The sequence below is a fragment of the Leptospira hartskeerlii genome (assembly GCF_002811475.1).
Lineage (GTDB): Bacteria > Spirochaetota > Leptospiria > Leptospirales > Leptospiraceae > Leptospira_B > Leptospira_B hartskeerlii.
The window spans coordinates 369,116-394,273 of the sequence record NZ_NPDL01000004.1 but is presented as its reverse complement, the minus strand read 5'-3'; the positions used below and the strand labels follow the sequence as shown (position 1 = coordinate 394,273).

Below are 25,158 nucleotides of genomic sequence, written 5' to 3'. Positions count from 1 at the left end.
GGAAGATTACATGAAAGATGCAGTTTACGTACTCGGCGGAGAACAAACAGACTTCCAACGTAACTGGACTAAGGAAGGTAAAACCTTCATGTCCTTGTTCAGGGAAGCCGTTCAAGACGGACTAGAGAAAGTTGGTCTTACTCCTGACGAAATCAAAAAGTTAAACAAACAAAATCGTATCGGAGTTTTCGTAGGAAACTTTGACGGGGAACAATATGCAGTCCAAGGACATATGGGCGCTTTCTTAACTGAAGTTGATCCTTGTTTCTTCGGAGTTCCAGGAGCTCGTTATGAAGCAGCTTGTGCTTCCGGCTCTGTTGCGATCGATGCTGCTCAAACCAAACTTCGCTCTAAAGATTATGATGTAGCAATCGTTGTTGGTATGGAGATCATGAAGACTGTTTCTTCTTCCGTTGGAGGAGACTTCTTAGGAACCGCAGCTTATTACGAAAAAGAAGCTAAAGGTGTTCAATTTCCTTTCCCTAAACTTTTCGGAAAACTCGCAGACGTTCTTTTAGAGCGCTACAAGTTAGATGAAAAGCGTTATATGGGAGCACTTGCGGAAATTTCTAGAATTAATTACGCAAACGCTAAACGTAACCCTAAAGCTCAGACCCGTTCTTGGTTCATGAACAATGAACATGCAAACGCAAGAGGCGGAGAGTTCAACATGGCAGTGGGTGGACGCCTTGCGATCACCGACTGTTCTCAAGTAACTGACGGCGCTGCGTTAGTAGTTCTTGCTAACAAGAATTACGCGGAAGAATTCGCTAAGAAAAAAGGAACTAAACTTTCTGCTTATCCTAAGATCAAGGGATGGGGACACAGAGTTGCTCCAATCACTTTCGAAGCGAAAGTTGCCGAATCCAAAGGTGATAAATGGGTTCTTCCTTGGACTCGTCAAACCGTTAAAGATGCATTTGATCGTTCCGGTCTAAACACTAAGGACATCGATGTTTTCGAAACTCACGACTGTTTCACTTCTTCCGAGTATGCAGCGATCTCCGCTTTCGGGATCACTCAACCTGGTAAAGAACATGAAGCGATCGAAGACGGAGTAATCGACTTCCACGGTAAAAAGCCGATCAATCCATCCGGTGGACTTATCGGAGCAGGACACCCAGTGGGAGCTTCCGGCGTTAGAATGATGTTAGACATCTATAAGCAAGTTACCGGAACCGCAGGTGATTACCAAGTAGAAGGCGCTAAAAATGGACTGATGCTCAATATCGGCGGATCAGCAACCACCAATTACGTGTTCGTAGTCGGAAAATAAATTCTTTCTACAAAAAAGAATGGAAAAGCCCGGTATCCCCGGGCTTTTCGTTTATATGGGTTTACGCACAGCAAAAGATTGGAATCAATTCTTACTTAGGTTTTTCGTTGCCCTTGGCATTTGGGAAGTTGCTTCTGTTTCCCTTCGAACTTTATTATTCTCTACTTTCTATTTTGATCCAAACTTAAAGAACTTCTTCGTTCCAATGTCCCAAGTTTTTTGGATAGGACCAATCGTTGCTGACATTTTAGAAGTATCCTTCATCGGAATATTAGCATCTCTTGTTAGACCTGCATTGCCTTACGGACTTTTAGGTGGATTACTCTCTGGGATTTGTTTTTCCATCGCTGCATTTGTTGCACCAGCTTTGGCGATCTCCCAATTTACTGGTGCATTTCCGGTAAAACTGATTTGGCTTTGGGTATTCTACCAATCCGTTCTAAGCATATTAGTTTCTTTCGTTTTTACATTCACAAGCGAAGAAGATTAACTGATCCCAAATCCATTCCTAATTTTTAGAACTTCATTCTAAATCTAAAAACCCTGGGAGTAAATTGCGCCCAGCTTGGGTCCAATTTTTAAAAGGGAAACCCCCTTTTCGACTTTTGTATGAAAACGATCCTTTGGGTTCTAATCTCACTACTTTCTATCGGAAGCCTAACTGCAGGCCCCAAAGACCAGAACGAAATACAAAATATTCCTCTCTATTCCTTGGATTTAGAAAGAAAAACATTATACCAAGAGCTTAATCAAATCCCTGACGAAGATCTGGTTATTCTAAATTTCACTAGCTCTGACTGCCCTCCTTGCAAAGAAGAAGTCCCTAATCTATTAGAATATTCTAAAAAATGGAACGGCTCTCACTCCAAAAGAAAACTACATCTTTGGATCGTCTTTGTCGGAGATGATCCAAGTTCTGTTTCTAAATTAGCAAATGAGCTTGGTATCAAAAAACAAGCTTCCTTATATTTTGATAGCTTACAAACCAGCATGAGAATTTTGGAATTTCCAGGAACTCCTACAACAATGGTGGTCCAAAAGAAAAATGTCCTATTCAAAGAATACGGATACACCAAAGAAAACTGGTCCAAAATGATTTCCGTTCTGGAAAATAGGAGATAATCTTTTGGAAGATTTTTCTGTAAAGTCGGGGAGTCGGTTATTAGTTGACTTTCATGCGAATATCGGTAACCGATCTCGCGCTGTTGGAACTCCTACAAAGAGCGATTTTTTTAAAATTGCTTGTGTTCTATTACTTCTCCTTTTCTCCAACTTTGAACTTTTCTCTAAAGAAAATTCAGTCCAGAAGATCTATATTCATAAACTCAAATTAGAGGCCGGCGTTCCGAAATATTTAGAAAGCAGATTTAGAAATGGGATCATCAATTCCATATTAAAAAATTTTGAAGGAAAATTTAATATAGCCGACGATGAATCTTTGGCAGCGCTTCTAAAACAAGTAGAGTTAAATCAAAAGCTAAACTGTAGTGACGAGATCTGTATGAAACAGATCGCAGATGCGATCGATGCCGATGAACTGATATCGGGCACAATTTTTCCTTCAAATAAAGGTTATAAGATCAATTTAAGATCTCAAAAAAGAGACTCGGTTGCATTAACTTACACGATCAAGACTTCTTTTGATCTGGAATTTCCGGAATACCAAATCGATTATTATTCTTCCGAAGCAGGACGTAAACTAATTGATCCAAGATATGCGATCAATTTTGCAGCAGCGTTTCCTGGAGCAGTGGAGAAGGTAGAATTTCCCAGTTTTAAGGTCCAAGACGATAAAACTGGAGAGATCAATGTTCTAAATTTCAAAATAGAAGACCAAGGCGCTAAAAGCTTTATAGAGACTATCCGGCCAAAACTTTCCAAAGCAGACGAGCTAGTAAAAGAAAAACTCTATGAGAGATCCATTCCAGAATACGTGGATACATTAAACGCATTGGAACAGAGACTTTCTGATAGATCCAAAACGGAGATGTCGGATTATCTAAAAAATATCCGAGCCAAAATATCAAATTCCTATTTTCTAATATATAAGGATAAGTTTTCAGAGATGGACTTATCCGCTCAGAAAGGTGGAGAAGTCTCTTTTCTACAAAAATTAACTGAGCAATATAAGGACCTTAAAAAAGAATATACTACCAAAACGCCTTTTTCTTTTCGTTTGGCTGAATTTGAAAAGGCATTAGATGATAGAATAGAAAAACTGAATTTTCTTATCTTCGGTCTCCAAGAAAAAGAAGGAGACAGACTCTATGCAGATTTCGATTTTACAGGAGCTATCTTAAATTATAGATCTGTTCGAAGCGAACTTATCAAATTAAAGTCCGGGCCGGAATCTTCCGCATTAAAAGCAAGAGTGGAAAGGAAAATTTTAACTTCTGAAACCACAGGTAGATCCTATCTGCAAAGCAAACTTTCAGGATCGTATCAAAGTTTAGAAAAATCCTTTTTAGCTGAAGCATTAGAATCGGATACGGATCGCAAAAAAAATTATCTAGAGAAGATAGGAGAAGGTTTCAAACAGATCCTGGAAATTTTAGCCAGATCCGAATTTGTTTCAGAAGAACAGATCAAGTATTTCAATCATTTCCGGACCAAGGCGGCTCCTCAGGTAGGCAAAAACTTATTCGATCAGGAAACAGCTGACCTTCTTCTCCATGAAGGAATCGATAAAAAATCGAGGACGCAAGTGGATACATGTATCAAGCTCGGAGCCAATCCGAATTCTATCCAATCCGACTCAGGAAAAAATGCAGCCCAAAGATTAGCGGAAAGTGATACGATCCTGATCAGTCCGGATTCTCTAAAAATTTTGAGGAGCTCCATCAAAACCAACGCTAGTTTGGATTTTGATTTTTTTGAATCCGTCCGCCAAAGAAAAATAGATGATATCAATCGATTTGTATTAAGAGGCTCGGATCCGAACACAAAAGATTATTTGGATAATACTCCTCTTCATAAGTCCGCAGGTTTCGGATATTTTGAAGTATCTTCACTTCTTTTACAGATCGGAGCGGAATTAAATTCCAAAAATGGAGAAGGTGAAACTCCACTGCATAGAGCGGTACTTCATGGTTTCTATGAGTTATGCACTTTGTTTTTAAGATCAGGGGCAGATCCAAATGCAACTCGAAATGACGGAATGACTCCTTTACATTTAGCTGTCCAATTTCCTGAGATCACAAGATTACTTTTGCAAAGAGGATCCGATCTGAACATGAAAAACGACGAAGGTTGGACGCCCGTTCATAAGGCAGCAGAAAGTGGAGATCCGGAGTCCTTAAAACTTTTGATCCAAGCAGGGGCAAGAGTAAATGAAAAAGATAATATCGGTTGGACTCCTATGGACTGGGCAGTCCAAAAGAATCGATATGAAAATCCAAATATAGTTAAGATCTTAAAAAAAGCAGGAGCAGAATGCCAGGTGAACTGTGTGGAGTAACGCAGTACGCTTTTTAAACGTTATAGATCGATTTAAGTTTCTGGAATACTTTTGGAATATTCTTCCGGGCTTTTGCCGACCATTCTTTTAAAATCTTTTATGAAATGAGCTTGGTCGTAATATCCCAACTCCAATGCTAACTCAACCCAGTCCGTATCTTTGGTAATTCTATCTAGGATCTCGAACATTCTATAACGATTGATTACCCACTTTGGACCGACTCCCACATATTGGTTGAAGATACGTTGTAAAGATCGTTTATTCATTCTAGAAAGTTGGACCATATCTTCTACTTTCAAGATAGATCTATCGTTAGATACTTTTTCGATTAGTTCATTGATCCAAGTGATGGTTTCGTCTTCTTCCGGAAGTCTTTCGTATAAAGAATTTTCCGCAAATTGCACAAGATCGGATTCTGAATCCAGTTCGAATACTTCTCTTTCTAACGGTTCTGTTGGAATTCCGAAAACATCTTCTATTCGAATTGTTTTATCTGTGATCTCTGAAAGTGATTTTTTATAAAATGGGTAGAAGGCACCAGGTCTAAATTTAATCCCGAATACGCGACCTTCTCCTTCTAACCTTTGTGCGAATCTTCCGCTCACTACTCCGAAAATTTTGGTGTTATTTTTTTCAAAGACCAAATGAACGGAAGGATGAGGAAGATTTTCTTGGACCATTGGTCCTGCTTCTCTCATGTCCCAACGAACAGACCAATAATGTTCCACAAAAAAACTTAATCCCTGAGAAGGAGCACTTCTGGTTAAACTCCAATTCTCTCCTGTAATGGATTTGATGATCCCTCTAGGTTTGTTTAAGTCTGTTTTCAAGATCGGACCCCGGACTTATTTCTTTCAAATTCTCCTCGTTTGTCGCGTTTTTACAATCTTTTTGTTTAGTGCTCTGCTATTCTTCTGTTTATAAAAACGAGGGACAAGGTCAATCGGATCGACTTCAGGAGACAATATGGAAATCAAATATGAAATTTATATAGCAGCCAAACCGGAACAAGTTTGGAACATTCTAGTTTCAAAAGAAGAAAGTAGCAAAATTTTTCACGGATGCGGGATCGAATCCGATTTCAAAACAGGAAGTAAGTATGCATACGTCGGTCCCGGACCTTCAGGGGACAAAACAGTTCATGTAGAAGGAAAAATTTTAGAAATTGTTCCGAATAAAATTCTATCCATGACTCTTTTGGTCGGATCGGTATACGGAGAACATTATAAAAACTTTGAATCCAGGACAGTTTATACTTTAGAGCCTTACGGTAAGTTAACCAGGTTAAAACTAGTAAACGATCAAATAAAAGAAGGAGATCCTTCTTACGAACGTTCAGCAGATGGAGGTTGGGCGAGAGTTTTATCTTCTATTAAAAGTTTAGCGGAAACAGGAAAACCTTTAGATCTTCCCATGGGAGAAGGTTCATAACCTATTTTTAAGGGCGAATGATAGAATTGGGGAATTCAATCCGCTTTTTCGAAAGTGTTTTTGAATTTCTCCAAATCCGCTTCTAAAATTTTGCGGATCCAATCCGGAATAGGAATGGATGTTTTGTTTCTATGATCGTACGAAACCTGGACGGTTTTCGCCTTAGTAAAAATTTCCTTAGTTTCCGTATGTCGTATCAAAGAAGTAAAGTCCCAAGACTTATTTCCTATCTTAGAAACACAGGTCCAAACTTCTATCGGATGAAATAGTTCCACTGCTTTGAACATATCCACTTCCATTCTAGCAAGTAAGAACGGAACATCGTAGATATCTCTTGTATTAAACTTTTTAGAACAATAATCCACTCTTCCTATTTCAAAATAGGACATGTATCTAGCATTGTTTACATGAGCAAAAGGATCCAAATCGTTCCATCTGGTTTGGATCGGAGTGATAATCATATTAAAATTGTTTTAAGAATCTCAGATTGCCTGAATGCAAATAGCGGATATCGTGGATCCCGTATTTCATCATCACCAATCTATCAAGCCCGAGCCCAAATGCGAACCCGGTCCATTCTTTAGGATCTAAACCGTTCAATTCGAGAACATTTGGATGGACCAATCCGCAAGGCATCAATTCCAACCAACCGGATTGTTTACATACGGAACAACCGCTTCCGCCGCAAACCTGGCAATTGATATCCAGCTCGAACGCAGGCTCTACGAATGGAAAAAATCCAGGTCTAAGTCTAGTCTTTACTTCCTTCTCGAAAACTCGTGAAAGTAGGACTTCCATCGTATAAAGCATATTACCTGCAGAGATATCTTTTCCTACGACCATACCTTCTATCTGATAAAAGCTGGTTTCATGAGAAGCGTCTACTTCTTCGTAACGGAATACTCGTCCAGGTCCAATGATCTTGAAAGGAGGTTCCAATTTTCTTAATGCACGGACTTGGATAGCGGAAGTATGTGTGCGGAGAAGATTTCCGTTTTCCAAATAAAAAGTATCCTGCATGTCTCTCGCAGGGTGATCATCCGTAAAATTTAAAGCGCCAAAATTATTAAAATCCGTTTCTACTTCCGGTCCATCCCAGATCTCGAAACCCATCGAGGTGAAAATGTCCTCGATCTCATATTGTATTTTTGTAATAGGGTGTAAAGTGCCAGGCTCGTTTTCTCCCAAGGGACGAAGAACATCGAACCATTCTTTTTCGGACTGTTCTTTAAAACCTTTGGTCTTGAGATTTTCTCTGGTTTTGGAAACGATCTCTTCCAGGCTTTTAGATAAGTCGTTTGCCTTTTGACCGACGGTTTTCTTTTCTTCGATAGATAAAGAAGCCAAGTTTTTAAGTACTGAGGTAAGTTTTCCTTTTTTGCCCAGATACTCATTCTTGTTTTTGTCTAGATCCGCTTCGTTGACGGAAGATCCGATCAAACGATTTGCTTCTTCAAAAATTTTGTCTAATTCTTCCGATAGATTCATTTTCTAGATCCGACCAGTTCCTTCAAAGAAGGATAAATTCCGCCGAAAGCCCCATTGGACATCGCTAGGATCAGGATTTTATCCTTCTCGAATTGGGGAAGGATTTTCCGAACTTTCAGGACCAAATCCTTGGGATCCTTACAGTAAAATGGAAGGGTGCCTGAATGTTTTGGAAGTTTCAAGATGAGCTTTTTCACGTCCAAACGGTTATCCTTAGAGACCTTTTTCAGATTATAAATTTCAGTGATCATAGTCACAGCGGAACCTTTAAACGCAAAAGAATATTCCTTTTGGAAAACGTTTCTGTGAGAAGTAGCGCTTCTTGGCTCAAATAAACTGATAATTTTAAAACCTGGAAATCTTTGCTTAACAGAGCGGATCGTTTCTTCGACAGCCACGGGATGATGAGCAAAGTCCTCGATCAGAATACTTTTCGCAGACTCGAATAAGATCTCTTGCCTACGTTTTACTCCTGGGAAGGATTCCAATGCATCTAGTAGTTTTTCCTTCGCTTTAGGAATATTTTCTTTTTTTAATATCTCTTCGCAGACCCTGAGAGCAACTTCTGCGTTTCTATAATTATGATTTCCAAAAAATCCTGGTCGAAGAAGTCTTTGTCCACTATACAATTCCCCCTTCTTCCAAGTGAGAATAGAGTCCCTCTTATTAAATTCGAATGCTTCCGATTTAGCGAATTTGGAAGCTTCTCCGCAAATCCTTTTTAGATTTGGAGCTCCGGCCCAGTAATATACTTTTCCATTCCCAGGCACAAGTCTCAGCAACCTGGAGAACATCGTTTCGATCTCTCCAATATCCTTGAAGATATCTGCATGATCGAAATCTAATGCGTTCAACACAGCATAAGTAGGTCTATAATGTAAAAACTTAGATGCCTTATCGAAGAAAGCAGTATCATACTCATCTCCTTCGATTACGAAATAATTTCCGTCTGTAAATTCGAAACCTGGAAATCCGTCCTTACGAATTCCACCTACGAATAATCCGGGATTTAATCCAGTTTCCTTCAGCAAATGATGGATCAAAAATGTGGTAGTGGTTTTGCCGTGAGTTCCAGCCACCACTACTACTTTTTTTCCGGCAAGAATATATCTTTCTAATGCGGCAGACATGGAAACATATTCCAATCCGGAATTTAGGATTTCTTCTACTTCAGGATTACCTCTAGAGATTGCATTTCCGACTACGATTAGATCCTTACCTTTGACTCTCTCCGCATCAAAACCTTCCGAGTAAGGAATTCCCCACTCTTTTAATTTGTCAGACATTGGAGGATAAACTCCGGCGTCGGAGCCGGAAACTTCATGACCTAGACTTCTTAACATAGAAGCCAGGTTCCCCATTGCGATCCCGCCTATCCCTATCAGATGGATTTTCAATTTAATAAGGTCCTAATAATATTATAAATAAATACAAAGACTAACGAAATACTTAAAAGATAAGCGCTCCCAAAAAGGAAGAATATAAGGATTTCTTTAGAGTCTACACCGCTTACTCGTTTCATTCCGATATAGGAAAGATAAATAGAATACAAAAATGAAATTCCTATCAGTCCTAAGTTGATCGGACTTGGTAAGATCCAAAATACAGAAGAAGCGGAGAATGCTAAAAATGCAAGGGTCAAAACATCCGCAGCCGGATAATTCTCCCCTTTTGTTCGATCTACTTTTCTATAAAAGACTCGGACAACATCATATTGTGAAACTACTAAGAGTAAAACAGGATAGATGATTAGAGAAGTGATGACCCCGGAGAATGGATTAAAATCTACCTCATCTCCGAAGACTAAGTCTAAAATTATTTTGATCAGGTTACCGGCAATTTTGGAAATCGGGGCAAGCACCCAAAGTGCATAATGTAACCTTAATAGTTCCTTTCTACCCAGAGAAGCATTTCTAAGATATAGATCGAAAGCTTCCGTAGGAGCTCTAAAAATTTTCTCTAAGAGTGAAAGCTTGGACTTTTCTACTTCTGTGAGTTCCGAATTCGGTGTGATCAAAAACATTATTTTTTCCGAGAAGTATTTCCAGGTTTAGCTTTATCAGCTTTTACAATTGCCTTTGCGTTTTTGATCGCATTAGCCGCAGCCGAGATCTGAGCAAACGCATTCGCTATTACATAAACCGGAGGTTCTTTAAAATTAGAATTTATAATTCTGATCACGGGAGTTAGCTTTTTATCTCCTATGCTTGTTTCCTTATGAAAACGATATACGATCTCGTTCCCATCTGAAATCAAAACCTTTACACTTGCTAAAGAAAATTCGGACTTCTCCGCGCCTGGAGCCAGAATATTTCCGATACCAAAACCTGCACCATTCTCATCATCCGGAAAAGTTTCTACCTTCAAACCGGTCATGAATCTGTATAGATCCTCTCCAAGCTTAGGTTCTAGTAAAATGATCTCACCTGAAAGTCTGCGCCAAAAATTCTTTTTAATGCTATTAGATTCGAAAGGAGTATTATCGATACGGATAGAAATACCATTCTCGTCTATATAAGAAATTTCTTTTACATATTCCTTATTCAAGGTCAGAATACTTTTTTGACGAAATTCCTGAGGACCTTTTTGGAATCTATCGAATAGAAAAGAAGAAGAAGTTAGAATATTCCGGATCGGACCTTCATGCAAGATCACTCTTGTAGAACCCAAAGAATGTTTTTTCCCGATCCTTAAAGTTTTGGAAACATTACCTGAATAAAAAACTAACTTAGGAGAATCTTCTCCAAGTTGTAAGGATTCCTTAATTTGGATTCCTTCTAAAATTTCTTCCGTTCCTTTTACTCTATAAGTCCCGAAATCTCTGACGGTATTTTCAGAATTATAACCGCCTTCGTATTCAATATCTTTGCCGGTTTCAGCATCTTTGTTTAGTACTGTAAAAAATTTTTCTCCCTTCTTGATCCCCTCTTTTACAGAGATCGTAAAAGGTTTAGAATAAAATTTATCTCCGGTTCTTTCTACCCATTGTTCGCTAGGAGGATAGTATTCGATACGATCTAAAGAAAGTTTCCAGTATTCAATCTCCGTTGCATCTTCCTTTGTTTTTTCCAGAAGGAAGAATGCCAGAAATAGTAAAACGACTATTAAACCGAGTAGATAGAGTTTATTTCGCATCTTTCTGTCCGGCCTTTCTTCTTTTAATCACGTAGATGGATCCAAGACCTGCAATGAGTCCAGGGAATAAGAACATTCCCAAGATCCAAACCGCTCTTTTTTGTCCGTCTGTTAAGGAAACAGTTTCGATCTCTTCTTTTTTAGGAGCGATCGCAGGAAGACTAACGTCTTGGTACATCCAAGTTACTGAAGCACCGGCGAGTTCATAATTCGCTTCGTACGGAATATATTGATTTGTGATCCAGGAAGTTCCGGAATAGATTACGATCCTTCCTTCGTCTTCTGACTTTGATTCTGGTAAAGTAGTTGGAGGTGCATTCGGATCTGAAGGAGGAATTACAGGAGCAGCCGACTTGGTTTTTAACACCAAAGCGATCGGAAGATTCTTTTTCTCCTCTTCCTTCTCTTGTTTTCCGTTCCCATTTTTATCTAGGTAAACATCTCCACCTGTTTCCAAAAGAATAGAAGCGTCTAATTTTATGTCGGAAGGATTTGCAGTAGGTTTCTGCTCGAAATATCCTCCATAAGGAAATACGATCCCGGTATCTTTTTTAGAAAGAGATTCTTCGATAGCATGATCTCTAAATGTTTTGGTAAGGATCAAACCGGGAGCCCTGCTTGGACTTTGAGAAAGATTACCTTTTGCAAAAGAATAACCTGCGGCTTCTAATAACCAATCGAAACTTTCTGCGCCTCTTTGCTCGATCGTGATAAAAAGTTTTCCCTTCTTCTTAAAAACAAAATCTAAAATGGAAGTTCTTGCTTCCGGAGAGAATGGAACAGTTGGTCCTGCGATAACTAAAAATTCTGCGTCATCAGGGATTTTGGGCGGCCAGTTGTTCTGAAAACCAATCCCAGTGGATTTAAAATTCAAAAAAGATAATGCATCTGCAAAACGAACTAGTTTTTCGTTCGGAAGGTTTTGGAAAGTTTGGGAATACCTTTCTCCATTCGCTTCCGTGAAGTATACCTTTCTTTCTTTAGTGGTAACATTCATAAATGCTTGGACCAATCTTCTTTCCAGATCTTCCAACTCGGACTTATCTTTAACGCCTACCTTTTGTTCAGGATATGGCCCTGCAGTTGCGCCGGCTTTACGATAACGTATCAAAATATTTCCGTTGGAAACTTGTCCGAATTCTGCGATCTCATCCAACTCCACATCAGCATTGATGAATTTTACTTTGAATCCAGGATGAATAGATACCAATTGGCTGAGTAAAATTTCCAGATCGGGACGGATCCTTTTTAGGGCCAAAGAAGAACTTCCGTCGGCGTTTCGAGCAGTGCTATCCAATGGACGGGGATAAAAAGCGATTACGTCTACTTCTGCGCCATCCGGAATTTCCTTTAAGATCTTTTTGGCTTCGATAGAGAAGGAATGAACTCCCTTGGAGCTTAGATCGAAATTATGATTTCTCATTACGGAAATATAATTTGCTAATATTAAAATAAGAAGAAGTATCCCTGTTCCAAGGAAAAAGTCCCTAACAAGACTTTGCTTTCTTCCCTTAAGACTGGATTGATTCTCAAAAGAACTTCTTTCCCATTCTCTTAATATTCCTAAGAATACACTTCCTAATACGAATAGAACCAAGAAAACTAAAAGGAATTCTCTCAAGTTTGTGATCCAAACTGGAGCAGTCCCTCCTTTTTGGAGAGAAAGGTCTTCTAAATAAACACGAAGGAAATAAATTCCTAAAGATAGAATTCCAAGTCCGGAAGAGATGAGTAAGTTGATTTCTTTATCTTCTTTTTTGGAACCTATATAAGATAAAAATCCGGAACCAGCGATGACAGAAAGTACGATAATTGAAGTCGCCCATCTAAGCCCCGCATTCGAAAAAGATTCATAAACCGGGAAAAAAAGTAATAATAATACGATCGATGCCCAGGAAAGAATTCTGGAAATTAGATTTGATTTCATCCTCTCCATCTCCTAGATTCCAAAACTTTTACGGTCAGATACAAAAAGAAGATCGTTCCGCTGATAAAGAAAACAGTACTGCTCAAAGGGAGCACTCCTTTCGAAAAGCTGATAAAGTGAGTGAATATATGCAAATGGAACAAAACGCTTCGAGTCGCAGCATCGAATAAATGCGAGAAATAGCCGATCACCCAAAGAGTTAATAAGATCGCGATAGAGATCAAAAGAGAGATCATTTGGTTTTTTCCCAAACTAGATCCGAACAAACCTACTGCAAAAGTAAATAGTCCGAGTAGAAACACTCCTATAGTTCCGGAAGCGACTATGTATAAAGGTGCTTTCCAAAAGAAATATAAGAAAAGAGGAAAAAGTCCATCCACTGCGACAGAAATGATGGCACACACAAATGTTCCGAACAAGAACTTACCTACTACGATTTCCAAATCTGAAATAGGAGCAGTAAATAGGAACTCCAACGTTCCTCTGTTTTTTTCCTCCGTGATAGAGCCCATTGCAACAATCAACATCGCGATCAACATCGTGCTCATGAAGGAGATAAAAGTGATGATTGTGGTTTCGGTGTAATTCGTCCCCGAGTTAAAATTCAGGATCAATACGAATAATGAATTTAAGAACGCAGTCCCACCTAAAACCAAAGGAGCCAAATAGGTACCAAAAAATACCCTGACTTCTTTCCAGAAGATCCATTTAATATTTCGAAACATGAATTAAACCTTGTTCATAAAGATTTGTTCTAAAGTCACATCCTGCTTACGAATAAATTCAGGCAGAATGCCGGAGGAAGAAATTCCGGAATATAATTCTTCTTTAAACTTCCTTTCGGAAGAAGTGTTTATCAGAAAAGTTGAACCTACTGAATCTTCTCCTACGAATTTGAAAGTCGCGCCCGATTTGCTCGCGATGCCATTCAGATAGGCTTCAGTTTCAGATCTGGATTTTCCCGATAAAGTTACTTCTAGACCGGAAAGATTTTCCATCTCCCTTTCCAATTCCTGGCGATCACATTGGTATACCAATCTTCCTTTATGTAGGAAAAGGAACCGATTGCAGGTTTTGTAAACTTCAGGAAGGATATGGCTAGAAAGAAGAATTGTATGATTTTCTTTCAAACCGTGAATTAAATTACGAATTTCTACTATTTGTTTCGGGTCCAAGCCGGAAATAGGTTCGTCCATAATAATAATTTCAGGATTTCCTAAAATAGCTTGAGCGATCCCCACTCTCTTTCTGAATCCAAGTGAAAGTGTTTCGATCACCTTCTCCTTCACTTGTGTAAGATCGGTAAGACCTAAAACTCGATTCAGTTCGGAAGAAATATCTTCTTCCGAGATCTGTTTAATCCTAGCTGCGAAAGTGAGATACTCTATCACAGTTAATTCCGGATAAAGAGGAGGAGTTTCCGGAAGATAACCTATCTTCTTCTTTACATCAATAGGATGTTCGAATGTGTTCAGTCCGTTGAACTCGCATAGTCCGTCGGTTGCCATCAAGTAACCGGTGAGTATCCGGATCGTGGTTGTTTTTCCCGCACCATTAAGGCCAAGCAAGCCTACAATCTCTCCCTCTTTGAGTTCGAAATTCAGGCGATCAATGGCTAATTTCTCTCCGTAAAATTTGGAAAGGTTCCTTACTTTTATCATATTGTTTTCTGTCCGGTCCTACCGGAGATTGGAAGATATTTCTAATTAGAAGGGTTTCGGAAAGAATAACCTCATGCGGACCCGACTAGGTCAATCATTTTCCCGGAGAAAGGCCAAACCAAAAGGTTTTAAGGGATCTCACGGGAATTATAGGATGTTTAGTGGAACGGTCGTTCTTTACGAACGCCATTCAGGACGAAAAAGCTCTTTAAAAAAGAATTGCGACCCAAGGCTGGAAAGAAAAGCATCTTCTAACGACTTATAACAAGGCATAGTATGGCAGTAGCAAACTTTTTGAACGAAGCAAAAACTCAAGGCAATAAACTATTTTTGCAATTCGGAGGCCAGGGTTCTCCTTGGTTGAAGGAACTTTCTAAACTTTACGAAACAGATCCTTCTTTAAAAGAATTATTTGATACTGCTTTCAAAGCTCTAGCAGAAGAAGTTCCTAGCTTAAGAAAAGATATCATCTCTCAAGGATACGATTTCGAATCCTGGATCAAAAACCCTGAATCTGCTCCTGACGAAAACTATCTCTGCAGCGCTACAGTTTCCATCGTAGGTATCTTCCTCACACAAACAGCAAATTACGTCTCTTTAGTTAATAAAGGTTTCGCAACTTCCGAACTTATCGCAAACGCTGCGGGAGCAACCGGTCATAGCCAAGGGATCATTCCTGCAGTATTGATCGCATTAGGAAAAGAAGGCGCCGACTTCTATAAAGAATATACTAAATTTTTGAAATTCGTTCTATATCTTGGATACAGAGCTCAGGAACTTTACGGGATTTTTAATCCTTCTGAAGAAGTTCTAAAAGGTAACGAAGAGATCGGAGACAAACAGCCTGCTCCAATGGTTGCAGTTATCGGCTACACCGCTGCTGAACTTTCTGAAAGAGTTCAAAGCACAAATGCGGAACTTGGACTCAGCGGAACTAAAGCAATTTATGTTTCTCTATTCAACACTCCTGATTCGAATATCGTTTCCGGAAATCCGGAAGCCCTTCTTGCTTTCCGTAAAAAGTTCAAAGCAGAGATGGATGAGAAAAAAGTAAAATTCGTCTATTTGAGAACTACCGCACCTTTCCATTGCCCGATCATGGATGAGACTGAAAAGACTGTTCCAAAAGATATGGAAAGGATCGGATTCAGCTACAAAGGTTCCGATTTAAAGATCCCGGTTTATTCTATCTTTGACGGAAGAAACTATCAGAACGAAGCGGACATCAGCTTACCTCTATTTAGAGAAGTTTTGATCAAAGCTCTTCATTGGGATAAAGCGACTACTACCTTCGTTAAAACTCCTAAGTTAGTCGGTATCGATTTTGGACCAAGTGTTGTTTCTCAAAAATTAACCCAAGCAAACTTGGGAACTTCTGAAAACAAGATTTATAGCGCATCCAGTCCGAAAGACATCAAGGTACTTTTGGCTTAAACTTTTCCCATCGGAAAAGAAAAGACTCCGCTATGGATTCGGTTCCTAAATTACTAAGAACCTCAATTCGGCGGTTGTCTTTTCTCTTTCCGGAATCTCTCAGACGAAAACTTTTATTCGATGTTCTGGCTCCTTATCGAGAAAAAGAACTTCCTCTATTAGGAAGATCCGCTTTTCAAACTGGACAACATTGTGAATTACAATTTTGGAAATTCCTAAAGGAACCGAATCACGAATTCGATATTTCCAATCAGTTCATTTCCCCCAAACAAAAATCCTTACTCAAAGATATTGCAGGCAATCTTTTCCTCGATGCAAAACATGCAGGATATAAAGACGCTAAAACCAGATCTTACTTAGATTCAAAACAACCCGTCAAAGGTGCCTGCGTCAGAACAAAATTTTTCGATACCAGAGCTGACTTTCTAATTCCATATGAAGAAGGTTGGCAGGTAATTATCGTCAAAGCTTCTTCCTCAGCCAAAAGAACTCATATCTCGGAACTTTCATTTATCAGAATGGTTTTGGAAGAAGCAGGTTATAAGGTACATTCTACCCAAGTATGGACTGTAAGTTCCGATTATTCGTATACTGGAACCGAAATAGATCCGAATCGACTATTCCACAAAAAGGACTGTAGTAAGGAAACTTTAGCGAATCTCGAAGATACCAAAGAAAAAGCCTACAAACTTCTGGAAGTATTAGAAAATGATAAAATTCCTTCTACTACCTTCTCCAAACATTGCGAACATCCCAGAAATTGTACCCATCCCGAATCCTGTTATTCGGATTCTCCTCCTGGCGATCTATTTACTCTGAGAGAAGGAAAGGAACTCACTCTTACGCTTTGGAACCAAGGTATTCGAAATCTATCCGAAGTAGAACCTGATTCCGAATTTACTTATCGACAAAAAATCCAAGTAGAAGCGGTAAAAACTGGAAAAGAATATTTAGATCGGGATGCGCTCGTATCCTATCTAAATCAGTTAAAGTTTCCTTTATATTGTTTGGACTTTGAGACCATTAATCCACCTGTGCCTGTCTACAAGGATACACATCCATTCCAGCATGTACCTTTTTTATATTCATTGCATGTGATCCGGAAAGACCTGAATGAAGAACCGGAAGAATATATCTACTTGGATGATCATGATAATGATCCAAGATTCGGCATCTTAGAATCGCTTTCCTCTCATATCAAACCGGGAGGCACCATTCTCGCATTCAATGATAGTTTCGAAAAACGTTGTCTAAAAGAATCAGTCCAAGCTTATCCGAAATTTAAAGAATGGTTCCAGTCCATAGAACACGACTTTTCGGACCTAGCAAAACCATTTTGGGACTACCATTATTATCATCCCGCCCAAGCAGGAACTACTTCTTTAAAGGTTGTTCTTCCTGTTCTCACCGGCGCGAATTATAAGGAACTTGCGATCAACGCCGGCCATATTGCTAACTCCGAATTTTTAAGGATCAAAACGGAGAATGTTTCGGAACAAGAAAAGAAAAGAGTAGAGTCCGACTTGATCGCGTATTGCAAGATGGATACCTATGCTTTAATTCTCATTCTTAGGGCTTTAGCGGAGAAGTTAAACTGGCCCGAAAAATTATGACAATTCCTTCCGAATCGATTCTTAATAGAGGAATTCCAACCAAAATCGGACTTGTCGGGAGGGGTCCAGCGAATTCCCTATCCTTAGAATGGCGGCTCAAAAGAACATAAAGAAAATCGTATTAGCATATTCCGGCGGATTGGACACATCCGTAATTCTTACCTGGCTAAAGGAAACCTATGGCTGTGAAGTGGTGGCATTCACCGCAGACGTTGGCCAGAAAGAAGAGCTCACAGGCCTGGAAGAAAAGGGGATCAAAACCGGAGCCTCCAAAGTTTATATAGAAGATCTTCGTTTAGAATTCGCAAGGGACTTTATCTATCCCGCCATCCAAGGAAATGCGATCTACGAGATGAGATACTTGCTCGGAACCTCTTTAGCAAGGCCATTGATCGCAAAAGCGATGGTAGAAGTCGGTAAAAAAGAAGGAGCAGATGCATTCGCTCACGGCGCGACTGGAAAAGGAAACGACCAAGTTCGTTTCGAGTTGGCATTCAAGTCCTTGGCTCCCGAAAAAGAAATTATAGCTCCTTGGAGGACTTGGTCCTTCGGAGGAAGAGCCGACCTAATAGAATACGCAAAATCAAAAGGCATTCCAGTACCTGTAACAGCTTCCAAACCATACTCCATGGACAGGAACCTGATGCATATTTCCTACGAAGGTGGAATATTAGAAGATCCTTATAGAGAACCGAACGAGGATATGTTCCTTCTTACTGTTTCTCCGGAGAAGGCGCCTGATTCTCCTGAATATGTAGAACTCGACTTCGTTGAGGGAAATTGCGTAGCAGTAAACGGTAAGAAAATGGATCCTTACCAAGTAGTGGATACTCTAAATACGATCGGTGGAAAACACGGGATCGGAAGAGTGGACATCGTTGAGAATAGACTCGTAGGAATTAAATCCAGAGGTGTTTACGAAACTCCGGGCGGGACAATTCTATTCCATGCACATAGAGACTTGGAATCCATCACTATAGACAGAGACACACAACATCATAAAGATAAATTATCCGCAGAATTTGCTGAGTTGATCTATAATGGACATTGGTTCTCTTCTAGAATGGCTGCAGTTAGAGCATTTATCTCTGAAACTCAAAGATTCGTAACCGGAACAGTAAAGGTGAAACTATATAAAGGAAACTGCATCATTGTAGGAAGAAAATCCTCCGTTTCACTTTACAATCCTGAAATGGCAACTTTCGAAAAAGAAGAACTTTACAACCAAAAAGACGCCGAAGGTTTTATTAACTTATACGGACTTCCCGCAAAAGAAGCTGCGAGGCTGCGAAGAAAATGACAAGAATTGCTGTTTATCCTGGCTCCTTCGATCCTTTGACTAGAGGACATTTGGACATTCTCCAAAGGTCTGTAGGTCTATTCGACAAAGTGATCATAGGTGTCGCGGTAAACTCCAATAAAAGTCTTCTTTTTTCCATAGAAGAACGAGTAGAATTCATTAGAGAAGCGACCAAGGGTTGGGACAATCTGGAAATAGACACTTTCGAAGGATTGACAGTGGACTATTGCAAAAAGAGAGGAGCCAAAAGTATCATCAGAGGACTTAGAGCAGTCACCGATTTTGATTACGAATATGCTATTTCTCTAATGAATAAAAAGCTCGCTCCGGAAGTAGAAACAATCTTCCTAATGTCCTCAAACGACTATTCTTTCGTATCTTCTACAATCGTAAAAGAAGTGGCAAGACATGGAAGGGATGTATCCGCTCAAGTCCCGGATCACGTAAGCAAAGCATTACTTAAAAAATTATACCACAAGTAACTAAGGAATAAAAATGGCTAGAACATTTATCATGATCAAACCCGACGGAGTGAAAAACAAACATGTCGGCGATATCCTACAAAGGATCGAAAAAGAAGGATTCAAAATTTTAGGACTAAGATACCTTAAACTTTCTTTAGAAGACGCAAAACAATTCTATAAAGTGCATTCCGCTCGTCCTTTCTATAATGACCTTTGCAACTATATGTCTTCCGGACCGATCGTTGCTGCTGCTCTGGAAAGAGACAATGCTGTTCAACATTGGAGAGACGTGATCGGAGCTACCGATCCTAAAGAAGCTGCTGCAGGCACAATTAGAGCATTATTTGCAGAAAGTAAAGAAGCAAACGCAGTGCACGGTTCTGACTCGGACGATAACGCTGCATTAGAGATCAGCTTCTTCTTTAAAGGAAACGAACTGTTCTAATAGAACCGATCTTCCCTTTTATAGACCCGGTGTCCCCAAAAAGACCACCGGGTTTTTTATTATTATCTTCTAATATACTACAACCTAACACTCGTTCTATATAAGAACCTTCTATGACCGACGTTCTTGTCGGAGAAAAAAATCCGGATTATAACGAATTTTTCTTGTACTTTTTGGAAATATCTTTCTCTATTTTTCCTACGTAGGCGAAATAAAACCACCATTTCAGCCGAATCTAATAATATGAACGCAGCTACCAAAGAGCAAATCATCAAGCACAGCCGTATCATAGAAAAATACAGAACGAAGGATACTTTGTTCGACGGCTCCCCGGATTGGATGGACGACGTTTTGGAAGTGATCTACTCCCAAGACGATTTTATAGCGGAAAAACCCGATATAGATCTGGATATAGAGTGATCTAATCCTTCGTCTTTTGAAAGTTCTTTAGGCCGGAGCGACCGCTCCGGATTCTCTTAAAATTTTCAATATCTCTGGTCTACAACTTCCACAACCTGTTCCAGCACCAGTCTTTTCAGAAACAGTCTTAAGATCGCAGACTCCATTTCGGATCTCTTCTTCTATATTACCTTTTCCTACTCCATTACAAGAACATACCAATGCACCTATTGGAGGTTTTAGCGGAGAAGATCCCGTCAAAAGTCTATCTCTCTTATCTCCTAGCTCAATACCGGAGGAGATCATTGCCTTGAATTCGGAAAACTCGGACTTGTCTCCTACCAAGATTGCTCCAACCAAACGATCTCCTTTGATAATACATTTTTTATAGCGGCCCTTTCTTTTATCGAAGAATACAATCGCCTCATATTCGGGGCCTGCCTCATCCATTGGAACATCAGGCAATCTTAAAGACACCAATTCCAGTCCGGGGATTTTTAAAAGATTAGAATGCATCGAGCCTGAATAAGAACCGATCTTATATCCATACATATGCCAAGCCGCAAATTCAGCCTGTTCTTCCGTAGCTGCAACAGTTCCATACATTCCTGTAGAATGTTCAGCGACTTCTCCGATTGCATAAATATCCGGATCGCTAGATTGTAAGAAATCGTTCACCATAATTCCGGACTTACAATTAATCCCCGCTTCTTTTGCTAGTTCCAAATTCGGGACCGTTCCTACTGCGAATACAATCCCGTCCGGACGAATGCTGGAACCGTCTCTGAATTTTACGCTCTCCAATCTTTCTGATCCATACACTTTAGAAATTTCGGTATCAAATAAGATCTGGATCCCTCTTGCTTCTACTTCTCTTCGCAAAATTTCCGCGGAGATCTCATCCAACTGTTTGGACATCAATCGATCCGTTCTTACAAGAACAGTCACATTTACATTCAAAGTTCTTAATGCAGCTGCAAGTTCTAAACCTAGCAACCCTCCTCCCACAATCAACGCATGAGTATTTGGAACAAAAAATCCTTTGATCCGATCGGCATCGTTTTTGGAACGAAGACTGAAGATCCCAAGCATCTTCTCGGGAATATATTTAGGAATAGAAGGCCTACTACCGGTTGCGATAATCAGTTTATTATAAGAATACGTGTTTCCCTGGGAATCTCTGACCTTCTTTCCTTCCGGAAGGATCTCTGAGACTGAAATAGATGATTTAACTTCTATATTCCAAGATTCTATCTCTTCTTCACTAACTGCAGATAACTGGGAGAATTGTTTATCTCCGCTGATCAGATCGGGCAATAGAATACGATTATAAAATGGATGTTCTTCCTTGCATAATACAGTGATCTCATCATCCGGAGAGATTGCCCTGAACTTTCTAAGGAACGCAAGAGTTCCGTTACCGCCGCCAATAATCAGGATTTTTTCCTTAGGTTTTTTATAAGGAAGAACTTCTACTGCGGAAATTTTAAATCCTGGCTGTTTGGAAAATGGATCGAACTTTGAGCTTGTAAGATTATTTGCTCTCGCCTCATCATTTCCATTCTTCCTTCCCCAATGCATAGGTAAGAATACGGTCCCTTGTCGGATACTCTCAGTGAGCGTAGCCCTAACTCGAACACTTCCTCTTTCGTTTTTGACTTCTACAATCTGTGATTCTATAATCCCTCTTTCTTTTGCATCAGTCGGATGGATCTCTAGATAAGGTTCTCTTTTATGTTCTTTGAGTTTTCTTACCTTTCCAGTTCGGGTCATTGTATGCCATTGGTCCCTGATCCTGCCTGTAGTAAGAATTAAAGGAAAATCCTCGTTTGTTTTTTCAGAAGTATCTTCCGGTTCTACCGAATGTATTTTTGCTTTTCCACCTGGACGATAAAACTTTCCGTCGGAAAATAATCTTGGAGTTCCCTCATGATCCTTGGAAGGAAACGGCCATTGCACTGATCTTTTTTCTTTTAAGATAGAATAGTCCAAACCTCCGATATCTATATTTGTACCTTTAGTAAGAAGACAATGTTCTAAAAAAACTTCTTCTTCACTTTTATAATTGAAAGAAGCACCGAAACCCATCTTCTCTGCAAACTCTGTTAGTATCCAAGTATCTGCCTTTGCATCTCCTGGAGGATTGAAAATCTTAGGTAGATACGTTATTCGCCTGTCTGAGTTGGTCATGGTACCTTGTTTTTCAGTCCAACCGGCTGCAGGAAGAACATAATGAGCAAATGAAATCGATTCATGTCGATCTGAAATATCTTGGACAACTACTAACTCAGCATTTCGAAGTCCGGCCTCTACAGTCCTTGCATCCGGAAGACTTACGGTTGGATTTGTACAAACAATCCAGATTGCTTTCATCTTTCCGTTCTTTAAGTTTTCGAACATTTCCGTGGCCGAATAACCTGGCTTATCCCGAATAGATTCCACTCCCCAGAAATCTGCTACTTCCTTTCTATGATTTTCATCCGCAAGATTTCTATGGGCTGGCAAAAGATTACATAGGCCGCCTACTTCTCTTCCACCCATTGCATTTGGTTGTCCAGTTAAGGAGAAAGGACCGGACCCGGGTTTGCCGATCTTCCCCGTAATCAGATTCAAATTAATTAACGCTAAATTTTTATTAACTCCAACCACACTTTGATTCAGGCCCATTGCCCAAAGAGTTAAAAATCCTTTTGAATTAGAGATCAGACTCGCCGCTTCTCTGATGGATTCTTCTGAGACTCCGCAAGAGTCCGCATATTCTTTCATACTGATCGAAAAAACTTTTTCCTTTAGTTCTTCGAAGCCTTCCGTATGTGATTTGATAAAATTAGGATCTAAGGAATCCGTCTCTATCAGACTTCTTGCAATTGCATTGAATAATAATATATCGGTTCCAGGTATGATCTGAAGATGTAAGTCTGCACTCTCGCAGCTCTCCGTCTTTCTAGGATCGACCACGATGATCTTGACATTCGGATCTGAATTTTTTCTAGCTTCTATCCTTCTAAAAAGGATCGGATGACACCATGCAGGATTGGCACCCGCTATCAAAAAACAATCTGCAATTTCTATATCGTCGTAAGAAATCGGAACACTGTCCTCACCCAAGGACATCTTATAACCTACGACTGCAGAGCTCATACAAAGCCTTGAGTTCGTATCTATATTATTTGTATTTAAAAAACCTTTGGTGAGTTTATTCACCACATAATATTCTTCCGTCAATAATTGCCCGGAAACATAGAAGCCTACCGAATCAGGTCCGTATTCTTTAATCAGATTCTTAAAGCGAGAAGCGATCTCTCCTAGTGCAGAATCCCAGTCCGTTTTTTGCAATTCTCCCGTTTTAGGATTTCTTGCCATTGGATGCAAAAGCCGGTCACTTTTATCCAAAACGGTGTGATGCAAATTCATTCCTTTGGAGCAAAGCATTCCTTTATTCGCAGGATGATCCGGATCTCCTTCGACCGTAAAACTGGTTTCACTCTCTTTTTGAATCAATACACCGCATCCGACTCCGCAATAGGAACAGGTGCTTCGAAATCCATTTTCTGTGTTCACAATGCATTTATAGCAATTTTTGTGCCAATTAATAAATTTTATATTCAGTTCATCTAAACTTGCAGCATTTCCGAATAGAAAGTGAGCGATTTCAAATTGTACGTATTTTTATTAAGCATGATGTACGAAATATGCATAATTTCTAGCTATTTTGTTCTTTATTCTCGGATTCGTGAAACGTAAAATTTTAATATACGTTCGAAAAAGAAGGGGTTAATCTAAATTTTTATATGATTCTATCCTAATATAATATTTTTCAAAAACTATCCGAGATACTTGGCACGACTTTTGCTATAAGCTGTATGTGAGCGTTTCTGCTCGTTAACGGAGAGCTTTTAAATGAAAAAATTTCGTGAATTTCTGTCAATCGGCCACTTTCCATCGCTCGTGAGCTCCTTTCTATACTTTGACTTCAGCTTCATGGTATGGATGCTGCTTGCCGCTTTAGGCGTCTTTATTTCGGAAGAATTCAAACTAGGCCCTGCGCAAAAGGGTATGTTGGTTTCCGTTCCCCTATTAGGAGGAACATTATTGAGAATCCCCTTAGGACTACTTTCTGATCGTTACGGATCTAAGATCGTCGGTCTTTGCGGAATGGGCGTCACAATGTTCACTCTGTTGTTGGGTTGGAAATTCGCTCACACTCTGTCTGAAGTAATCCTTGTTGGATTATTATTAGGGACTGCAGGTGCAAGCTTTGCAGTAGCTCTTCCTTTAGCGAGCAGATGGTATCCTAAGGAATACCAAGGCTTAGTGATGGGAATTGCAGGTGCTGGAAATAGCGGATCGGTAATCGCTACATTTTTTGCTCCCGATCTTGCCAGAAACTATGGATGGCATGCCGTTTTCGGTATTGCTCTTATTCCTTTAGCTTTTGCTTTCATATTCTTCTTATTTTTTGCGAAAGATTGTCCAGGAACAATTTCTAAAAAACCTTTAAAACAATATTTGGTACCGATCAAATCCAGAGACGCTTTATTCTTCTGTTTGCTGTATAGCGTAACGTTCGGTGGATTCGTAGGTATAGCAAGCTTCCTTCCTATCTTCTTTCATGACCAATATGGTGTGGATAAAGTCACTACTGGATTATACACATCTTATTGTATCCTAGGTGCAAGCTTGGTCCGTCCTATCGGCGGATATCTTTCCGACAAATTCGGAGGAGTAACGGTTTTACTTGGAGTGTTCGCTGGAGTTGCTTCTTGTTTGATAGCGGTCTCTTGGTTACCTTCAGTAGGCATCATACTTCCTACCTTCATCACTTTAATGATCTTCTTAGGTTTAGGGAACGGTTCCGTATTCCAACTCGTTCCGCTTAGATTCAGCAAAGAGATCGGGATCATCACCGGATTTATCGGAGCGTTCGGAGGTTTGGGAGGATTTTTTGTTCCGAATCTATTAGGAAGTTTGAAAGCGATTTCAGGAACTTTCTCCGTTGGTTTCGTAGTGTTATCCGTGGTGGTTGCGTTATCCGCCTTCCTCTTATTCATGATGAATACTTATGTTTGGGGAAAAAATAGAAAAAACGAATCCTTAGAATTGGAGTCGGCTTAAGCCGGCTCCTTCA

General features: G+C 39.7%; 22 protein-coding genes. 12 read left to right on the top strand and 10 right to left on the bottom strand.

Features of this window, described 5'->3' with window-relative positions:
• Positions 1 to 10: 10 nt before the first annotated feature.
• The 4 genes from CH352_RS09535 (at position 11) to CH352_RS09520 (ending at position 4,733) form a co-directional block, all read left to right on the top strand.
• A complete protein-coding gene (locus tag CH352_RS09535; RefSeq protein WP_100705056.1) occupies positions 11 to 1,276 on the top strand; it encodes an acetyl-CoA acetyltransferase in 1,266 nt (421 codons plus the stop codon).
• 55 nt (positions 1,277 to 1,331) lie between these two features.
• A complete protein-coding gene (locus tag CH352_RS09530; RefSeq protein ID WP_207766636.1) occupies positions 1,332 to 1,766 on the top strand; it encodes a hypothetical protein in 435 nt (144 codons plus the stop codon).
• A gap of 119 nt (positions 1,767 to 1,885) precedes the next feature.
• Positions 1,886 to 2,398 carry a TlpA family protein disulfide reductase gene (locus CH352_RS09525; protein WP_100705054.1) on the top strand — a complete coding sequence of 171 codons (513 nt, stop codon included), beginning with the start codon at positions 1,886 to 1,888 and terminating at the stop codon, positions 2,396 to 2,398.
• A 61-nt stretch (positions 2,399 to 2,459) separates the two neighbouring features.
• Positions 2,460 to 4,733 carry an ankyrin repeat domain-containing protein gene (locus CH352_RS09520; protein ID WP_425268940.1) on the top strand — a complete coding sequence of 758 codons (2,274 nt, stop codon included), beginning with the start codon at positions 2,460 to 2,462 and terminating at the stop codon, positions 4,731 to 4,733.
• Between the two features lie 32 nt (positions 4,734 to 4,765).
• On the opposite strand, the gene CH352_RS09515 is transcribed toward CH352_RS09520, so the two are convergent.
• Positions 4,766 to 5,563 (bottom strand): helix-turn-helix domain-containing protein, encoded by a 798-nt coding sequence (locus CH352_RS09515; RefSeq protein WP_100705052.1) that lies wholly within the window; start codon positions 5,561 to 5,563, stop codon positions 4,766 to 4,768.
• Between the two features lie 136 nt (positions 5,564 to 5,699).
• On the opposite strand from CH352_RS09515, the gene CH352_RS09510 reads away from it, so the two are divergent.
• The gene (locus CH352_RS09510) at positions 5,700 to 6,164 is read left to right on the top strand and encodes an SRPBCC domain-containing protein (RefSeq protein ID WP_243396190.1); all 465 of its coding nucleotides are present in this window, start codon (positions 5,700 to 5,702) and stop codon (positions 6,162 to 6,164) included.
• Between the two features lie 35 nt (positions 6,165 to 6,199).
• On the opposite strand, the gene CH352_RS09505 is transcribed toward CH352_RS09510, so the two are convergent.
• Genes CH352_RS09505 through CH352_RS09470 form a run of 8 tightly spaced genes read right to left on the bottom strand, consistent with a single transcriptional unit; the run spans position 6,200 to position 14,375 of the window.
• Positions 6,200 to 6,625 (bottom strand): acyl-CoA thioesterase, encoded by a 426-nt coding sequence (locus tag CH352_RS09505; RefSeq protein WP_100705051.1) that lies wholly within the window; start codon positions 6,623 to 6,625, stop codon positions 6,200 to 6,202.
• Between the two features lies 1 nt (position 6,626).
• Positions 6,627 to 7,652 (bottom strand): phenylalanine--tRNA ligase subunit alpha, encoded by a 1,026-nt coding sequence (gene pheS / locus CH352_RS09500; RefSeq protein ID WP_100705050.1) that lies wholly within the window; start codon positions 7,650 to 7,652, stop codon positions 6,627 to 6,629.
• Entirely contained in the window at positions 7,649 to 9,049 is a 1,401-nt protein-coding gene (locus CH352_RS09495) for a UDP-N-acetylmuramate--L-alanine ligase (RefSeq protein ID WP_100705049.1), read from the bottom strand. The genes pheS and CH352_RS09495 overlap by 4 nt, the downstream gene beginning before the upstream one ends.
• Positions 9,046 to 9,675 (bottom strand): hypothetical protein, encoded by a 630-nt coding sequence (locus CH352_RS09490; protein WP_100705048.1) that lies wholly within the window; start codon positions 9,673 to 9,675, stop codon positions 9,046 to 9,048. Before CH352_RS09490 ends, CH352_RS09495 begins: the two co-directional genes overlap by 4 nt.
• Positions 9,675 to 10,787, bottom strand: coding sequence for a hypothetical protein (locus CH352_RS09485; protein WP_100705047.1), 1,113 nt, complete (start codon positions 10,785 to 10,787; stop codon positions 9,675 to 9,677). Before CH352_RS09485 ends, CH352_RS09490 begins: the two co-directional genes overlap by 1 nt.
• Positions 10,777 to 12,714: a motility-associated ABC transporter substrate-binding family protein gene (locus tag CH352_RS09480; protein WP_100705046.1), complete on the bottom strand. Its 1,938-nt coding sequence runs from the start codon at positions 12,712 to 12,714 to the stop codon at positions 10,777 to 10,779. Before CH352_RS09480 ends, CH352_RS09485 begins: the two co-directional genes overlap by 11 nt.
• Positions 12,711 to 13,439 carry an ABC transporter permease gene (locus tag CH352_RS09475; RefSeq protein WP_100705045.1) on the bottom strand — a complete coding sequence of 243 codons (729 nt, stop codon included), beginning with the start codon at positions 13,437 to 13,439 and terminating at the stop codon, positions 12,711 to 12,713. Before CH352_RS09475 ends, CH352_RS09480 begins: the two co-directional genes overlap by 4 nt.
• Positions 13,440 to 13,442: 3 nt before the next feature.
• Positions 13,443 to 14,375, bottom strand: coding sequence for an ABC transporter ATP-binding protein (locus CH352_RS09470; RefSeq protein WP_100705044.1), 933 nt, complete (start codon positions 14,373 to 14,375; stop codon positions 13,443 to 13,445).
• Between the two features lie 276 nt (positions 14,376 to 14,651).
• Between CH352_RS09470 and CH352_RS09465 the strand changes: the two genes are divergently transcribed.
• The 6 genes from CH352_RS09465 (at position 14,652) to CH352_RS19025 (ending at position 20,051) form a co-directional block, all read left to right on the top strand.
• On the top strand, positions 14,652 to 15,809 hold the full coding sequence (locus tag CH352_RS09465) for an ACP S-malonyltransferase (RefSeq protein ID WP_100705043.1): 1,158 nt from the start codon (positions 14,652 to 14,654) through the stop codon (positions 15,807 to 15,809).
• 32 nt (positions 15,810 to 15,841) lie between these two features.
• Complete coding sequence (locus CH352_RS09460; RefSeq protein ID WP_100705042.1) at positions 15,842 to 17,422, top strand: DUF2779 domain-containing protein; 1,581 nt, start codon at positions 15,842 to 15,844, stop codon at positions 17,420 to 17,422.
• A gap of 88 nt (positions 17,423 to 17,510) precedes the next feature.
• On the top strand, positions 17,511 to 18,722 hold the full coding sequence (locus CH352_RS09455) for an argininosuccinate synthase (protein ID WP_008593880.1): 1,212 nt from the start codon (positions 17,511 to 17,513) through the stop codon (positions 18,720 to 18,722).
• Positions 18,719 to 19,204 (top strand): pantetheine-phosphate adenylyltransferase, encoded by a 486-nt coding sequence (gene coaD, locus CH352_RS09450; RefSeq protein ID WP_100705041.1) that lies wholly within the window; start codon positions 18,719 to 18,721, stop codon positions 19,202 to 19,204. Before CH352_RS09455 ends, coaD begins: the two co-directional genes overlap by 4 nt.
• Positions 19,205 to 19,217: 13 nt before the next feature.
• On the top strand, positions 19,218 to 19,631 hold the full coding sequence (locus tag CH352_RS09445; protein WP_100705040.1) for a nucleoside-diphosphate kinase: 414 nt from the start codon (positions 19,218 to 19,220) through the stop codon (positions 19,629 to 19,631).
• A 243-nt stretch (positions 19,632 to 19,874) separates the two neighbouring features.
• Positions 19,875 to 20,051: a hypothetical protein gene (locus CH352_RS19025; protein ID WP_165780130.1), complete on the top strand. Its 177-nt coding sequence runs from the start codon at positions 19,875 to 19,877 to the stop codon at positions 20,049 to 20,051.
• 27 nt (positions 20,052 to 20,078) lie between these two features.
• On the opposite strand, the gene CH352_RS09440 is transcribed toward CH352_RS19025, so the two are convergent.
• Complete coding sequence (locus CH352_RS09440; RefSeq protein WP_100705039.1) at positions 20,079 to 23,591, bottom strand: nitrate reductase; 3,513 nt, start codon at positions 23,589 to 23,591, stop codon at positions 20,079 to 20,081.
• A gap of 339 nt (positions 23,592 to 23,930) precedes the next feature.
• Between CH352_RS09440 and CH352_RS09435 the strand changes: the two genes are divergently transcribed.
• Entirely contained in the window at positions 23,931 to 25,145 is a 1,215-nt protein-coding gene (locus tag CH352_RS09435; RefSeq protein WP_100705038.1) for a nitrate/nitrite transporter, read from the top strand.
• Positions 25,146 to 25,158: the final 13 nt, after the last annotated feature.

Bases quoted from the DNA above. Each gene is read 5' to 3' on its own strand.
- CH352_RS09455 (WP_008593880.1), top strand. From the start codon at position 17,511: ATGGCGGCTCAAAAGAACATAAAGAAAATCGTATTAGCATATTCCGGC.
- CH352_RS09460 (WP_100705042.1), top strand. From the start codon at position 15,842: ATGGATTCGGTTCCTAAATTACTAAGAACCTCAATTCGGCGGTTGTCT.
- coaD (WP_100705041.1), top strand. From the start codon at position 18,719: ATGACAAGAATTGCTGTTTATCCTGGCTCCTTCGATCCTTTGACTAGA.
- CH352_RS09475 (WP_100705045.1), bottom strand. From the start codon at position 13,439: ATGTTTCGAAATATTAAATGGATCTTCTGGAAAGAAGTCAGGGTATTT.
- pheS (WP_100705050.1), bottom strand. From the start codon at position 7,652: ATGAATCTATCGGAAGAATTAGACAAAATTTTTGAAGAAGCAAATCGT.
- CH352_RS09490 (WP_100705048.1), bottom strand. From the start codon at position 9,675: ATGTTTTTGATCACACCGAATTCGGAACTCACAGAAGTAGAAAAGTCC.
- CH352_RS09435 (WP_100705038.1), top strand. From the start codon at position 23,931: ATGAAAAAATTTCGTGAATTTCTGTCAATCGGCCACTTTCCATCGCTC.
- CH352_RS09535 (WP_100705056.1), top strand. From the start codon at position 11: ATGAAAGATGCAGTTTACGTACTCGGCGGAGAACAAACAGACTTCCAA.
- CH352_RS09470 (WP_100705044.1), bottom strand. From the start codon at position 14,375: ATGATAAAAGTAAGGAACCTTTCCAAATTTTACGGAGAGAAATTAGCC.
- CH352_RS09510 (WP_243396190.1), top strand. From the start codon at position 5,700: ATGGAAATCAAATATGAAATTTATATAGCAGCCAAACCGGAACAAGTT.
- CH352_RS09445 (WP_100705040.1), top strand. From the start codon at position 19,218: ATGGCTAGAACATTTATCATGATCAAACCCGACGGAGTGAAAAACAAA.
- CH352_RS09465 (WP_100705043.1), top strand. From the start codon at position 14,652: ATGGCAGTAGCAAACTTTTTGAACGAAGCAAAAACTCAAGGCAATAAA.
- CH352_RS19025 (WP_165780130.1), top strand. From the start codon at position 19,875: ATGAACGCAGCTACCAAAGAGCAAATCATCAAGCACAGCCGTATCATA.
- CH352_RS09525 (WP_100705054.1), top strand. From the start codon at position 1,886: ATGAAAACGATCCTTTGGGTTCTAATCTCACTACTTTCTATCGGAAGC.
- CH352_RS09480 (WP_100705046.1), bottom strand. From the start codon at position 12,714: ATGAAATCAAATCTAATTTCCAGAATTCTTTCCTGGGCATCGATCGTA.
- CH352_RS09485 (WP_100705047.1), bottom strand. From the start codon at position 10,787: ATGCGAAATAAACTCTATCTACTCGGTTTAATAGTCGTTTTACTATTT.
- CH352_RS09505 (WP_100705051.1), bottom strand. From the start codon at position 6,625: ATGATTATCACTCCGATCCAAACCAGATGGAACGATTTGGATCCTTTT.
- CH352_RS09530 (WP_207766636.1), top strand. From the start codon at position 1,332: ATGGGTTTACGCACAGCAAAAGATTGGAATCAATTCTTACTTAGGTTT.